The 13,129-nt window shown below is 69.8% G+C and carries 13 protein-coding genes; 9 read left to right on the top strand and 4 right to left on the bottom strand.

Annotation, left to right across the window (positions count from 1 at the left end; genetic code table 11):
* Positions 1–79 precede the first annotated feature (79 nt).
* The 4 genes from V5F59_RS12220 to V5F59_RS12205 all read left to right on the top strand — a co-directional run bounded on the left by V5F59_RS12220 (position 80) and on the right by V5F59_RS12205 (position 5,324).
* The gene (locus V5F59_RS12220; RefSeq protein WP_393977721.1) at positions 80–2,275 is read left to right on the top strand and encodes an OmpA family protein; all 2,196 of its coding nucleotides are present in this window, start codon (positions 80–82) and stop codon (positions 2,273–2,275) included.
* A gap of 100 nt (positions 2,276–2,375) precedes the next feature.
* On the top strand, positions 2,376–3,047 hold the full coding sequence (locus V5F59_RS12215; protein ID WP_393977719.1) for a helix-hairpin-helix domain-containing protein: 672 nt from the start codon (positions 2,376–2,378) through the stop codon (positions 3,045–3,047).
* A gap of 109 nt (positions 3,048–3,156) precedes the next feature.
* A complete protein-coding gene (gene murI, locus V5F59_RS12210; RefSeq protein WP_393977717.1) occupies positions 3,157–4,047 on the top strand; it encodes a glutamate racemase in 891 nt (296 codons plus the stop codon).
* A 23-nt stretch (positions 4,048–4,070) separates the two neighbouring features.
* The gene (locus tag V5F59_RS12205; protein ID WP_393977715.1) at positions 4,071–5,324 is read left to right on the top strand and encodes a lytic murein transglycosylase; all 1,254 of its coding nucleotides are present in this window, start codon (positions 4,071–4,073) and stop codon (positions 5,322–5,324) included.
* Positions 5,325–5,449: 125 nt separating this feature from the next.
* Here the strand turns inward: V5F59_RS12205 and V5F59_RS12200 are convergent, their stop codons facing one another.
* The 3 genes from V5F59_RS12200 to V5F59_RS12190 all read right to left on the bottom strand — a co-directional run bounded on the left by V5F59_RS12200 (position 5,450) and on the right by V5F59_RS12190 (position 8,626).
* Positions 5,450–5,995, bottom strand: a complete 546-nt coding sequence (locus V5F59_RS12200) for a hypothetical protein (RefSeq protein ID WP_393977713.1) — start codon at positions 5,993–5,995, stop codon at positions 5,450–5,452.
* A gap of 101 nt (positions 5,996–6,096) precedes the next feature.
* Positions 6,097–7,608, bottom strand: a complete 1,512-nt coding sequence (locus V5F59_RS12195) for an MFS transporter (protein WP_393977711.1) — start codon at positions 7,606–7,608, stop codon at positions 6,097–6,099.
* Positions 7,609–7,915: 307 nt separating this feature from the next.
* Positions 7,916–8,626 carry a type 1 glutamine amidotransferase gene (locus tag V5F59_RS12190; protein WP_393977709.1) on the bottom strand — a complete coding sequence of 237 codons (711 nt, stop codon included), beginning with the start codon at positions 8,624–8,626 and terminating at the stop codon, positions 7,916–7,918.
* 324 nt (positions 8,627–8,950) lie between these two features.
* Between V5F59_RS12190 and V5F59_RS12185 the strand changes: the two genes are divergently transcribed.
* Positions 8,951–9,523: a manganese efflux pump MntP gene (locus tag V5F59_RS12185; RefSeq protein ID WP_393977707.1), complete on the top strand. Its 573-nt coding sequence runs from the start codon at positions 8,951–8,953 to the stop codon at positions 9,521–9,523.
* Positions 9,524–9,753: 230 nt separating this feature from the next.
* A complete protein-coding gene (gene rpsD / locus V5F59_RS12180; RefSeq protein WP_393977705.1) occupies positions 9,754–10,371 on the top strand; it encodes a 30S ribosomal protein S4 in 618 nt (205 codons plus the stop codon).
* 103 nt (positions 10,372–10,474) lie between these two features.
* Here the strand turns inward: rpsD and V5F59_RS12175 are convergent, their stop codons facing one another.
* A complete protein-coding gene (locus V5F59_RS12175; RefSeq protein WP_393977703.1) occupies positions 10,475–10,795 on the bottom strand; it encodes a DUF1476 domain-containing protein in 321 nt (106 codons plus the stop codon).
* Between the two features lie 323 nt (positions 10,796–11,118).
* On the opposite strand from V5F59_RS12175, the gene purC reads away from it, so the two are divergent.
* From purC to purQ, 3 genes are all read left to right on the top strand, one after another.
* On the top strand, positions 11,119–11,913 hold the full coding sequence (purC, locus tag V5F59_RS12170) for a phosphoribosylaminoimidazolesuccinocarboxamide synthase (protein WP_393977701.1): 795 nt from the start codon (positions 11,119–11,121) through the stop codon (positions 11,911–11,913).
* A gap of 187 nt (positions 11,914–12,100) precedes the next feature.
* The gene (gene purS / locus V5F59_RS12165; RefSeq protein ID WP_024278813.1) at positions 12,101–12,343 is read left to right on the top strand and encodes a phosphoribosylformylglycinamidine synthase subunit PurS; all 243 of its coding nucleotides are present in this window, start codon (positions 12,101–12,103) and stop codon (positions 12,341–12,343) included.
* 87 nt (positions 12,344–12,430) lie between these two features.
* A complete protein-coding gene (gene purQ / locus V5F59_RS12160) occupies positions 12,431–13,129 on the top strand; it encodes a phosphoribosylformylglycinamidine synthase subunit PurQ (protein ID WP_393977699.1) in 699 nt (232 codons plus the stop codon).

The following is a 13,129-nucleotide window of genomic DNA, read 5'->3' as shown; positions in this document are numbered from 1 at the left end:
TCCTTGAGTTCAGAGGCCGATCCGCCCCTGCGCGCGACAGCCGCGGCGGGGCCGGGAGGCCTTCGGGAGAGTTGAGGGGATGACTTCTGCGGGCTCGCGAGAGCCGGGTGGGGCCTCGGGCCTTGGGGGAGATGCGCCGCGCCGCTGGCGGTGGCCGCTCGCAGCTGGCCTCGCCTTGTGGTGCCTGCTCGCCGGCGTCATGCTGCTCACGGCCCGGGATCCGATCGAGGCGGATCTCGATGCGGTGGCGGCCGATGTCCTCGCCCGCACCGGCGAATCCTGGGCATCCGCCCGGTTCGAGGGGCGCGACGCGACGCTGGAGGGCGAATCGCTCGCCGAGGCGGCGCGGGTGAAAGTGCGCGAATCTCTGGAGAATACGTTCGGCGTTCGGGTCGTGCATGACCGCACCACCTTGCTGCCGGAGCGCCGGCCTTTCACCTTCAGCGCGGTGAAGGATGCGCGCAACATCGTCCTCGACGGCTACGTGCCTTCGGCGGAAGCCCTCGCACGGATCGTCGCCGCCGCCCGCCTGGGCGGCGAGACGGTCACCGGGCAGGAGCGGCTCGTGCGCGCCCGCGGCGCTCCGCCCGGCGATTTCGCCTCCCTCGTCCTGTTCGGGCTGGCGCAGCTGAAGAAGCTGCCGTCCGGCCGCATCACGCTCGCCGACGGCGCCATCGCCATCGAGGGCCGGGCCCGCGATCTCGCAAGCTACGATGCCTTGTCCGAGATCATGCATGGCCCGCTTCCGGACGGCATGACGCTGGCTCGCTTCGCTGTGCGCCCGCCGGTCGCCTCGCCTTTCTATTGGTCCGCCGTGCGGGAGGGCGGGGTGGTGCGGCTCAGCGGCTTCGTGCCCTCGGCCACGGCGCGGGCAGACGTGGCGGCCACCCTCGCCGTGGCCATTCCCGGCACCGGCATCACTGACGACACGCGCCTCGCCGACGGGGCGCCGAGCACCGATTTGTGGCTGAGGGCGGTGCGTTTCGCCGGCCAGATGCTCGCCCAGCTGCCCGACGGGCGTGTCACCCTCTCCGACAGTTCCATCGCGGTGGAAGGGGCCGCCCCGGGCTTCGCGGCCTTCGACAGGCTGGCGGCGGCGCGCAAGACTCCGCCGGAGGGCTTCCAGGTCACGCGCTTCGCGGTGGAGCCGCCGCGCGCGGTGCCTTTCACATGGCGGCTGGAACGCTCGGCGGATGCGGTCGGCCTCCAGGGGTTCGCCCCCTCGGACGATGCCCGCCGCCTGCTGCTCGATGCGGCCCGCGCGGCATTCCCCGGCGTTCCCGTCACCGACGGGATGAAGCTCGCATCCGGCGGTCCGGCGCCGGAGCTCTGGGTGAGCGCGGCCGGCTTCGCCGTGGCCCAGCTCGCGCGGCTGCGCACCGGGTCGGCGGACATCGCGGGCACCCAGGTGACACTGGCGGGGGAGGCGCTCGATTCGTCCGCCTATCTCTCCATCATGCAGGCGGCCAAGGTGCCGCCGGCCGGCGTGACGGCGGTGGCCACGGCTGTCCGGCCGCCCGCCATTTCGCCTTATGTCTTCTCCGTGCGGCGCGAGGGCGGCGAGCTCACCGTGTCCGGCTTCTATCCGGATGCGGCGGCCCACGCAGCGCTCGCCGGCGCGCTCGAACGGGACTTCCTGCGGGAGAAGGTGAACGACGTGTCGTCCATCGGCAGCGGCGCGCCGGACGGCTTCGTGGCGGCTGCGCTCGCGGGCCTGCTGCAGCTGTCGCGCCTGGGGTCCGGCGAGCTGAGCCTCGTGGATACGCAGCTGCGCCTCGCCGGCAGCACGCTGGCGCCGGGCGCCGTCGCCGATATCGAGGCGGAGCTGCGGCGCACCCTGCGCCCGCCCTTCGCCGTCGATACGGCGCTCGAGGCGCTGGCCACGGGGCCGGCGGTGGATGCGGCCTCCTGCGGCCGCTTGGTGGGCGAGCTTCTGGGGCGCGGGACCATCCGCTTCGCCCCCGGCAGCTCGGAGATCGACCGGCGCAGCCGCGGCCTTCTGGACCGTCTCGTCTTCACCCTGAAACGCTGCCCGAGCGCGGCGGTGCGCATCTCCGGCCATACGGACGGGATCGGCGACGCCGAATTCAACCAGCGCCTGTCCGAGGCGCGGGCAGCCGCGGTGCTGGCCTATCTTGCCAATGCGGGCGTCGCGTCGGAGCGGCTGACCGCCGCCGGCTACGGGGCGGGGCAGCCGGTCGCCCCCAACGATACGGAAGCTGGCAAGGCGCTCAACCGGCGTATCGAATTCGAGGTGAAGGAGCGCGCGTCGTGATCTACCTTTGCCTCGCTCTGTGGCCCTATCTGCTCGGCGCCCTCGTCATCGGCCTCTTCACGGGGCTGGCGATGGGCGCGGGCGGCACCGGGAGGCGCATATGATCGCCTTCAATATCGAGGCCCTGCTGTTGCTGGCCCTCGCCTTCCTGGCCGGTCTCGGCCTTGGCCTGTTCATCGCGCGGCGCCGGGCGCCGGTGGTCGTTCCGCCGGCCACTCCGCCGCAGCCGCCCGCCGGTCGGCTCCTGGAAGAGCGCACCCTTGCCGCCGCCATGCCGGCGCGGCCGCCGGAGCCGCCCCCGGCGGATCTCCCGCGCCCGTCCGGGGACGACCGCACCGGCATGGGCGCGACCCGCGTGCGGCCCGAGCCGGAGCCGGACCTGTTCACGCGTCTCCTCGCATCCGCACCGCCGCTGCCGCCGGAGGAGGAAGACGACCTGCCTCCTCCGCCTCCTCCGCCTTCGCCGCCGTCCAGGGTGGAGCCCGCCGACCACCCGGGCGAGCGCCCGCCGACGCTGGAGGCACCGGACGGCGGGGTCGCGGACGATCTCAAGCTGCTCAAGGGAATCGGTCCGCAGAACGAGCGCCGCCTCAATGCGCTCGGCATTTTCCATTTCAGCCAGATCGCCGACTGGACGCCGCAGCAGGCGGCATGGGTGGGCAGCTACCTCGCCTTTCCCGGCCGCATCGAGCGGGAGGACTGGATCGGCCAGGCGCAGGTGCTGGCCGTAGGCGGGCCGCCGCCGGAAGGAGCCGGGCGCAGGAAGCGCTGACGCCACGGCTCCGGGGAGCGGGGGAGGCCTTCGTCGGTGCGTCGTCGGCGCTCATGCTTCCTTTACAGTGCGCGCGTCACAATCTCGCCTGCGCTGTTGAGGATAAGCCATGGCGTTCGTTGCTGCTGCCATCGAGAGTCCGGCCGTGTCGCTGCCCGTTGCCCAGCGCCCCCTTCAGGCGCCTACCCTGCTCGTGTTCGATTCTGGCGTGGGCGGCCTGTCCGTCTTCCGTGAAGTCGCCCGTGCCCGGCCCGACGCCCGCTTCGTCTATGCCGCCGACGACGCCGCCTTTCCCTATGGCGCCCTCTCCGACGAGGTGCTGGTCTCGCGGGTCGGCGAAGTGGTCGGCCGGCTGATCGGGCAGGTGGCGCCGGATCTGGTGGTCATCGCCTGCAACACCATCTCCACCCTCGCGCTGCCCATGCTCCGGGCGCAGCATCCCGTGCCGTTCGTGGGCACGGTTCCCGCCATCAAGCCGGCCTGCGCGGCCTCCCGCAGCCGCCGTGTCAGCGTGCTCGCCACCCCCGGCACGGTGCGGCGGGACTATACCGCGGCGCTGGTTCGCCAGTTCGCCGAGGGCTGCGACGTGGCGCTGGTGCCGAGCGACCGTCTGGCCGGCCTCGCCGAAGCCGCCATCGCCGGCGACGAGGTGGACGATGCGGACATCGCCGCCGAGATCGCTCCCTGCTTCGTGGATGCCGGCGGCCGCCGCACCGACACGGTGGTGCTGGCCTGCACCCATTATCCGCTGATCCTCGACCGCATGCGGCGCCTTGCCCCCTGGCCCGTGGCGTGGGTCGATCCCGCGCCGGCCATCGCCCGGCGGGTGACACAGCTGATCGGGCCGGCCACCGCGCCTGCCGACGGCAATCCGGTGCGGGTGCTCACCACCCTGCGCCCCATGGAGGCCACGCGTGTTTCCGCCATCATCGGCCGGCAGGTGGCCGCGCCGGAGGTGCTCGGCGCCATTCCCACGGCCGCGCTTGCGGCCGCGAGCTGAGGCTCGCCAATGACGGGCTTGTCATGACCTCAAGTTTCCCTAACGTCATAAACCGCCGGACTTTCGCCCTCGGCCTCGCCGGGGCCGGGCTGCTCGGCATGGCGGGGCCGGCGTGGGCCCAGCAGGCGGCGCAGCCCTTCCCGAAATGGGTGGAGACCTTCCGCGCCCGTGCCCGTGCGCGCGGCGTCTCGGATGCCACCTACAACAAGGTGTTCGCGGGCCTGAAGCCGGACACGAGCGTCTATGCGCAGGATCGCAACCAGGCCGAGTTCACCGAGCAGACGTGGCAGTATCTCAACCGCCGGGTCTCCGACTGGCGGATCTCCACCGGCAAGCAGAAGGCGCGGCAGTACGCGGGCCTGCTGGAGCGCATCGAGAAGTCGTTCGGCGTCGACCGCCGGGTGATGCTCGGCTACTGGGGCATGGAGAGCGCCTATGGCGAGGTGCTCGACAACCCCAAGCACATGAAGCCCATCTTCAATTCCCTCGCCGCCCTCGCCTGGGGCGACGCTCGCCGGCGCAAGTATTGGGAAGCGGAGCTGCTCAATGCCCTCGTCATCGTCGAGCGCGGCTGGGGCACGCCGCAGGAGATGACCGGATCCTGGGCCGGCGCCATGGGTCACACCCAGTGGATGCCCGAGGTGTGGCTCAACATGGGCGTGGACTTCGACGGCGACGGGCGCATCTCGCCCTTCGGCAAGCCGGACGATGCCCTGGCCGGCACCGCCAATTACATAGTGAAGCGGGGCAAGTACCGCGCCGGCGAGCCCTGGGGCTTCGAGGCGAAGCTGCCCATGGGCTTCAACACCGACCTCGCCGACAACAAGTCGAGCCGCCCGTTGGCCCAATGGGGCGAGCTGGGCGTCACCACCGTGGCCGGGCAGTCGCTCACCGGCTACAGCGAGCCCGCGCGCCTGTGGCTGCCGGGCGGGGCCGGTGGGCCGGCCCTGCTGCTCATGCACAACTTCTATGCCGTGCGTTCCTACAACCCCTCCTCCAACTATGCCCTGGCGGTGCTGCACCTGGGCGACCGGGTGATGGGGGACGGGCCCTTCGTGACCCCCTGGCCGGGGGGCGAGCGGGCGCTGACGCTGGCCGAGCTGCAGGAGGTGCAGCAGCGCCTCACCGCCGCCGGCTTCGATACCGGCGGCACCGACGGGCGGGTGGGCGCCGATACCATGCGCGCGGTGCGCGCCTTCCAGCAGAAGGCCGGCATCAGCCCTGCGGATGGCTACGCCTCCATCGCCGTGCTGAACGCGCTGCGGCAGGGCCGGTAGGGCGGGCCGGCCCGCGGGAGTTTCGCTCCTGCGGGCAGACGGGAACCGCTCTATCTCATGGTGGAGACGCGGTTCCTTCACACGTGCCTGGATCCGCGTCGCTCGACGACGCTCCGGCGTGGGCCTCAGCCGAACCAGACCTTTGCGATCCTCTGATTGAGGCCGAGCTCGATATTCACGCGGTCGCGACGGTAGTCGTCGGTGAGGACGTCGCCCGTGTGATAGGCGCGCAGGAGCATGCCGGTGAGATCGGGAAGCCCGAAGGCGCTGGCGCCCCCGGCCTTGCCCCAGGGCCACGGCACCGGATGGTCCGAGAACGGCAGCGCTTCAGCATCCAGCAGCGCCATTTTACTGTCCTCCCGCGCATGGATGCGCACGCCGCGCAGCGGCCTGTCCGGTCCCCAGAAGGAGGCGAAATCCACCTCCTGGTCCAGCTCCGCATGGATTGGCGTGACGACCTGCAGCGCCCGTCCGGCCGGCGGGACAGCGACGAAGTCGAAGTCCTGGATGCCGTCTGCGGGCGGCACGATGTAACGCCACGCCAGCAACTCCCCACAGCACCACCCGGTGGTGGGGACCTGTCCGTCCGCGAGGATCACGAGTCGCGGGGGATTGGACTTCAGGATCTGGAGCCTGACATCGGTGACAGTAAGAACGCGGATCGCCTTCATCTTGCCCTCCTTCGGCCGTACCGGCCGAGAGAAGTGTGGCATGATGGAAAATACAATCAAAGATATATGTGTAGACGCTATTTATTCCCTTTTTGATTGTATCAAGGTGCCGCCATCTCGGTCTTCGGCCGCAGGAGGCATAAAAGTCCGGTGAGGGTGGCCATCACGGCGAGGAGGACCAGCCCGGTCACCACGGCATCGAGCAGCGCCTCTCCGGTGACGGGGGTGGCGCGATCGGCGATGCCGGCGGCGGCGAGGCTCCAGGACAGGGTGGTGGTGGCGCTGGCGACGCCGAGGCTGGTGCCCAGGACCCGCATCAGGTTCAGCAGGGAGCCGGCCTGCCCCGCGAGCACGGATGGGGCCGCCTTCAGAGTCTCGTGGTTGTTGGGGGCGATGAACACGCCCAGCCCCACCCCGAACAGAATGAAGGCGATGGAGCCGACGAACCGGCTCGCGTCCGGCGAAGAGACGCGGAAAGCGAGGATCATCAGCGCGAGGATGCAGGCGCCCATGCCGGCCGTGCCGAGCACGCGCGCGCCGAGCCGGTCGCTGAGCCCGCCGCTGAACGGCGCCGCGAGGCCGAGCGCGACCGGGATGAGCGCGAGCCGCAGGCCCGCTTCAAACGGGCTGTCGCCATAGCCATGCTCCAGGCGGAACGACATCAGGAAGAACATGCCGTAGAGCATGGCGTAGCCGAGCACGATGGCGCCGGCGCCGAAGGAAAAGCCCCGGCTGGTGAACAGGCGTAGATCCACCAGCGGGACGGCCGCGGACTTTTCCTGCCGCACCAGGAGCCACGCCAGCCCCGCCGCCAGCAGGGCACAGCCGAGGATGGCGGGGGAGGCAAGGCCCCAGGCCGCCATCTGGTTGAGCGCCAGCACGAGGCAGACCAGCGCCGGCCCCAGCAGCAGCGCGCCGCGCCAGTCGAAGGTGGCGGTCGCCTCGGTGTCGCGGCTCCGGGGCAGCGCGAGCCAGCCGGCCACCACCGCCACCAGGCCGAACGGCACCGACAGCCAGAACACCGCCCGCCAGCCGAAGAGGCCGAGCAGCAGGCCGCCCACCGCCGGCCCCGCGCTCATGCCGATGGCCTGGGCCGCGGCGAAGAAGCCCAGCGCCCGCCCGCGTCTCTCCTCGTCCACCGCTTTCACCAGAATGGAGATGCTGTTGGCCCCGAGCAGCGCCCCGCCCATGCCCTGGAGCACGCGGAAGGCGATGAGGGAGGGCATGTCCGGCGCCAGGGCGCACAGCGCGCTGGCCGCCACGAACACCGCATAGCCGATGAGATAGAGCGACTTGCGCCCGAACATCTGGCACAGGCGGCCGAAGATGGGCAGGGTCGAGGCGAAGGCCACCAGATAGGCGAGGGACACCCAGCTCACCGTCTCGAGCCGCACCGCGAAGGTGGTGCGCAAGGTGGGCAAGGCGAGCTGCACGATGGTGGCATCGAGCTGCCCGATGAAGGCACCGATGCTCACCAGCCCCACCACCAGCCAGGGATGCCAGGGCTGGCGCATCAGGGCCGGCAAGGGAGCGGGCTCGTGCATCACCGCGGCGAGGCCGCGCCGCAGGGCGCCGGACGGCGGCCGAACGGGCAGGGGGCTCCCGGCACTCACGGGCAGGCCGCAGGGTGAGGCGGTGCCGGCGGGATGCGGGGCGCCGGCGCCCGGCGCAGGCCCTGGTCTGCGGATGCGGTCGGCCCTGACACGAAGATCCCCATTCGGTGCGTGGTCGTCCCCGGTGGCGTGGCCCCGGCAGGCGGCCGGACAGGCTTCGCCGCCGGAGGGGAGCTTAGAGCGCGATCGGATCAAATTGAATCCAGTTGCGCGCCGAACAGCCCCCTGACCTTGAAGAAGGAGGGCGCATTTTCCGATCGGCTCGCGGGGCGGTCCTCCGCGGAGAGCGGAGCGTGCTCCGTTTCCCTCAGCCCCATGTCGCTCGGAAATTGCGGTAGAGCGCGCCCGCGGCCGCGCGGAACACCGGCATTCTCTCCGCCGTCGCCTGCTCCAGGACCGCCTGGCCGCCGTCGCCGGTGATGGCCTCCAGCGCGCAGCGGTATTCGGGAATGACGCCCCATTCGGGGACGGTCTCGTCAGTCAGCTCCACATGGTACTGGATGCCGAAGGCGCGCGGCCCCACCTGCAGGGCCTGGATCGGGCAATGGGCGTTCTGCGCCAGGATCACGCCGCCGGGCGGCGGGGCCTGCACCGCGGCGCCATGCCATTGCAGCGTGGGGAAGGTGTCGGGAAGGCCCTGGAACAGAGGCGAGGCGCGTCCCGCCTGGGTGAGGCTCACGTCGGTGACGCCCACCTCCGGCCCGGGCATGAGGCCCACCCTGCCGCCCAGCGCATCCGCGAGCAGCTGGTGGCCAAGGCAGATGCCGAGATAAGGCTTGCCCGCGCCGATCCAGGCGCGGATGGCGGCCTTCTCGGCGACGAGCCAGGGGTGCTCCTCCTCCTGCCACACGTCCATGGGGCCGCCAAACACCATGAGGGCGTCGTAGCCCTCGAGCGCGGGTATGGCTTCCCCTGCGTCGAGCTCGATGGGGTCCCAGGTGACGCCATCCGCCTGCATCAGGTCGCGGAAGCTGCCGGGATGCTCCTCGGGGACGTGCTGGAAGACGAGGACACGCAAGGGGTTTCTCCACGGTGGGGAGGGGCGGGAGGATGCGGCGCGAATACTCGCGCACCATCGGGCCGCACGGCAAGGTCATTTCCCGCGAGTTAATCGCATTCCATTGTTTGCCGCCGGGTTTGACGCGGGCGGGGGCAGCCGCTATTCGCCACCCATCGGGGAGTAGCCACCGCCGCGAGGCGGGGTCGTGCCAACAGACTTGCGCGGGATGCGCATGGCGCGGCCAGCCGGACCATCGGCCAGGCGAGACCGTGGCACACCAGTCTCCAAGCGGACGGGCGGCGTGCCCCAGGTTTCACGCCTCCTCGTCCGCCGGAAACAATGATGTCCCCTGCCACGATCTTCGTGCTCGCAGTGAGCATGTCCGTCGATGCATTCGCCGTCAGCGTCGGCCGCGGCGCCGCGCTGGGCCGGCCGCGGATCGCCGAGGCGCTGCGCACCGGCGCGGTGTTCGGCCTGGTGGAGGCGGCCACGCCTGTCATCGGCTGGACCGCGGGCCTTGCCGCCAGCAGCTATGTGGAGGCCATCGACCACTGGATCGCCTTTATCCTTCTGGGCGGCGTGGGGCTGCACATGCTGCTGTGCGCCTTCTCCGCGCGGGATGAGGAGGAGCTCCCGGGCGGGGCTGCGCGCGGCCGCTCGCTGCCGGTGCTCATCGCCACCGCCTGCGGCACCAGCATCGATGCCATGGCGGTGGGGGTGTCGCTGGCATTCCTGAGCGTGAACATCTGGGCCGTGGCCGCGGCCATCGGGCTGGCGACCTTCCTCATGTCGTCCGGCGGCATGCTGGTGGGCCGGCTCATCGGCGCGCGGTTCGGGCGGGCGGCGGAGGTGTTCGCCGGCATCGCCTTGTTCGCCCTCGGCCTCGGCATCCTGATCGAGCACCTGAGCGCGTGAGGCCGGAAAAGGCCGGTCATTCTTGACTTGGCACCGTTTCGCGACTAAGAACCCGCCACCTTGCGGGCCGGAGACGGCCCGTTTGGCGTTTCACGCACCCGTGGTTTTCCCAAGGCGCGCTGCCTGGGAAGCCTGTCGGCGGAAGGGTCCGGAGGAGGTTCCTCCGGAACTGGTCCGCAGAGGAGGGGCGCGATCCGAAACCGTTCAAAACCAAAAAGGATCCGCGTTACATGAGCAAGCGCATTGCGGCCAAGCACAAGATCGATCGCCGTATGGGCGAGAACATCTGGGGCCGCCCCAAGAGCCCGGTCAACCGTCGCGAGTACGGTCCCGGCCAGCACGGCCAGCGCCGCAAGGGCAAGCTGTCCGACTTCGGCGTGCAGCTGCGCGCCAAGCAGAAGCTGAAGGGCTATTACGGCTCCATCGGCGAGAAGCAGTTCCACAAGGTGTATGTCGAGGCCTCCCGCCTGAAGGGTGACACCGGCGCCAACCTGATCGGCCTGCTGGAGCGCCGCCTCGACGCGGTGGTCTACCGCGCCAAGTTCGTGCCCACCATCTTCGCCGCCCGCCAGTTCGTCTCCCACGGCCACGTGAAGGTGAACGGCAAGCGCGTGAACATCCCGTCCTACCTGGTGAAGGTCGGCGACGTGATCGAGGTGAAGGAAGCCTCCCGCCAGATGCTCCTGGTGCTCGAGGCCCAGCAGCTCGCCGAGCGCGACGTGCCCGATTACATCGAGCTCGACGCCAACAAGCTCTCCGCTCGCTTCGCGCGCATCCCGGAGCTCAACGAGGTGCCCTATCCGGTCCAGATGGAACCGAACCTCGTGGTCGAGTTCTATTCGCGCTGATCCCGGCGGGACCCAGGCAAACGAAAGGCCGCCCACCGGGCGGCCTTTTTGCTTTGGGGGACGACGAGCGAACCGGCCGGGCGGCCGATCCGCGAGACGCGCCTCAGCCCGCCTTCATCTCGGCGGCGGCGGCGGCGAGGAACTCGTCCATGTTGCGGCGGATCTGGTGGTCGGAGACGTCGACGCCCTTGGCATCGAAATCGCCGCGCAGCTTGCGGAACACATCCTCGTCACCGGCTTCCTCGAGGTCGGCGACGATGACGGACTTCGCGTAAGCCTGGGCCTCGTCCCCGGAGAGGCCGAGCTTCTCCGCGGCCCACAGGCCGAGCTTCTTGTTGCGGCGGGCGAGCGCCTTGAACCGGCTCTCCTCGTCGAGCGCGAAAGCTTTTTCGAACCCTTCCTCGCGCTTGTCGAACGTGGTCATGGCACCCCTCTTCCTGGCGAATGGGCAGCCGGCATGCCGGCCCGGATCGGTTGGGCGGCCGCTGGGACACGACCGCACGCGCGCCTTGAATATCCTTCGCCTCTCCCTAGATCAACGTCAGCGAGCCGCTGCTCCGTGTCGCGTCTGGCTATCCGGGGTCGGGCATGTGGCCGGCAAGAGGATACGACAAGCAGGCAGGAGACGCACTTGCGTTGTATTGCGCCGCCTGATCGGCTAGTGTCCGGGCGGGCATGGTATGACCTGGAAACAGCCATCCCCCGCCCCGCCGAGGAGCGTCACACGAACGGAGCCTTGGCAAACCTATGGATTTCCTCAATCGACGGTATATTCCCATGAGCCGCCGCCGCCGAATCTACGAAGGCAAGGCGAAGGTCCTCTATGAAGGTCCCGAACCGGGTACGCTGATCCAGCACTTCAAGGACGACGCCACCGCTTTCAACGCCAAGAAGCACGAAGTCATCGACGGCAAGGGCGTGCTGAACAACCGGATCTCGGAGTACATCTTCTCCCGGTTGAACGACATCGGTGTGCCGACTCACTTCATCCGCCGGCTGAACATGCGCGAGCAGCTCATCCGGGAAGTGGAGATCATCCCGCTCGAAATCGTGGTGCGCAACGTCGCCGCCGGCTCCATCTCGACCCGCCTCGGGATCGAGGAGGGCACGCAGCTGCCGCGCTCCATCATCGAGTTCTATTACAAGAACGATGCGCTCAACGACCCGATGGTGTCGGAAGAGCACATCACCGCGTTCGGCTGGGCCACCACCCAGGAGATCGACGACATCATCGCGCTCGCGATCCGCGTCAACGACTTCCTGTCCGGCCTGTTCCTCGGCGCGGGCATCCGCCTCATCGACTTCAAGATGGAATGCGGCCGCCTGTGGGAGAACGACATGATGCGGATCGTGGTCGCTGACGAGATCAGCCCCGATTCGTGCCGCCTGTGGGACATCAAGTCCAACGACAAGATGGACAAGGACCGCTTCCGCCGCGACATGGGCGGGCTGGTGGAGGCCTACAGCGAGGTCGCGCGCCGGCTCGGCATCCTCATGGACAACGACCCCACCCAGGGGAAGGGGCCGGTTCTGGTCAAGTGAGGCGTTGAGCCTTGTGGCCGAAACGTGTAGGCGAGGGCCGGAACGGCCCGCGAAATGTTCGGGACGGGGGCCGGAACGGGCCCCCGTTTGCGTTGCAGCAGGCCCCTGGCTTTCCGCTCCGCGTGGGGTGAGGGCAGGGGCGCGCGGCCGCTGAAGAGAGAAGCTGTGTCATGAAGGCGAGGTTCGCATGAAGGCCCGTGTGATCGTCACACTGAAGTCGGCGGTGCTCGATCCGCAGGGCAAGGCCATCGAGGGCGCGCTGCGGTCCCTCGGGGTTGCGGGGGTGCAGAGCGTGCGGCAGGGCAAGGTGTTCGACGTGGAGCTGGCCGGCAACGACCGCGCCGCCGCCGAGGGCGCCCTGAAGGAGGCCTGCGACAAGCTTCTCGCCAACACCGTGATCGAGACCTACAAGGTCGAGTTCGCGGAGTGATGCGCCTTGGGCGATGTGCTAGCATCCGCCGCGCGGCATCGCCTTTCTGAACGCCGGCTCGATCCCGCCCGCGGCCATTGAGAGATCATGAAACCAGCCGTCATCCTCTTCCCCGGCTCCAACCGTGAGCAGGACGCCGTGCGTGCGCTGCGCCTCGTGGCGGGCGCAAAGCCCCAGGTGGTCTGGCACGCGGAGCACGAGCTGCCCGCCGGCACCGACCTCGTGGTGCTGCCCGGCGGCTTCTCCTATGGCGACTACCTGCGCTGCGGCGCCATCGCCGCCCGCGCCAACATCATGACCGCCGTGCGCGCCCATGCGGCGAAGGGCGGGCTGGTGCTGGGCATCTGCAACGGCTTCCAGATCCTGTGCGAGGCGGGGCTGCTGCCGGGCGTGCTGGTGCGCAACGCGCGCCTGCGCTTCGTCTGCCGCGAGGTGCTGCTGCGCGTGGAGCGGGCGGACACGCCCTTCACCAAGGCCTATCGCAAGAACGACCTCATCCGCATTCCCGTCGCCCATGGCGAGGGCAACTACACGGCGGACGAGGCCACCATCGCCCGCCTGGAGCACGACGGCCGCGTGGCATTCCGCTATGCCCGCCGCGACGGCCAGATCGACGAGACCGACGGCCCGAACGGGGCCATCAACGGCATTGCCGGCATCTATTCCGAGAAGTTCAACGTGCTCGGCATGATGCCCCACCCGGAAAACTACATCGAGCCGGAGATCGGCCCCACCGACGGCCGCGGCCTCTTCGAGAGCCTCGCCGGAGCCCTCAAGGCGGCGTGA

Origin of the sequence: Xanthobacter nonsaccharivorans (assembly GCF_043194755.2) — a bacterium.
Taxonomy (GTDB): domain Bacteria; phylum Pseudomonadota; class Alphaproteobacteria; order Rhizobiales; family Xanthobacteraceae; genus Xanthobacter; species Xanthobacter autotrophicus_G.
This window is presented reverse-complemented; position numbering and strand designations above follow the sequence as displayed.

Coding starts and splice junctions, on each gene's coding strand:
- V5F59_RS12220 (WP_393977721.1), top strand. CDS start 80: ATGACTTCTGCGGGCTCGCGAGAGCCGGGTGGGGCCTCGGGCCTTGGG.
- V5F59_RS12215 (WP_393977719.1), top strand. CDS start 2,376: ATGATCGCCTTCAATATCGAGGCCCTGCTGTTGCTGGCCCTCGCCTTC.
- murI (WP_393977717.1), top strand. CDS start 3,157: ATGGCGTTCGTTGCTGCTGCCATCGAGAGTCCGGCCGTGTCGCTGCCC.
- V5F59_RS12205 (WP_393977715.1), top strand. CDS start 4,071: ATGACCTCAAGTTTCCCTAACGTCATAAACCGCCGGACTTTCGCCCTC.
- V5F59_RS12200 (WP_393977713.1), bottom strand. CDS start 5,995: ATGAAGGCGATCCGCGTTCTTACTGTCACCGATGTCAGGCTCCAGATC.
- V5F59_RS12185 (WP_393977707.1), top strand. CDS start 8,951: ATGTCCCCTGCCACGATCTTCGTGCTCGCAGTGAGCATGTCCGTCGAT.
- rpsD (WP_393977705.1), top strand. CDS start 9,754: ATGAGCAAGCGCATTGCGGCCAAGCACAAGATCGATCGCCGTATGGGC.
- V5F59_RS12175 (WP_393977703.1), bottom strand. CDS start 10,795: ATGACCACGTTCGACAAGCGCGAGGAAGGGTTCGAAAAAGCTTTCGCG.
- purC (WP_393977701.1), top strand. CDS start 11,119: ATGGATTTCCTCAATCGACGGTATATTCCCATGAGCCGCCGCCGCCGA.
- purS (WP_024278813.1), top strand. CDS start 12,101: ATGAAGGCCCGTGTGATCGTCACACTGAAGTCGGCGGTGCTCGATCCG.
- purQ (WP_393977699.1), top strand. CDS start 12,431: ATGAAACCAGCCGTCATCCTCTTCCCCGGCTCCAACCGTGAGCAGGAC.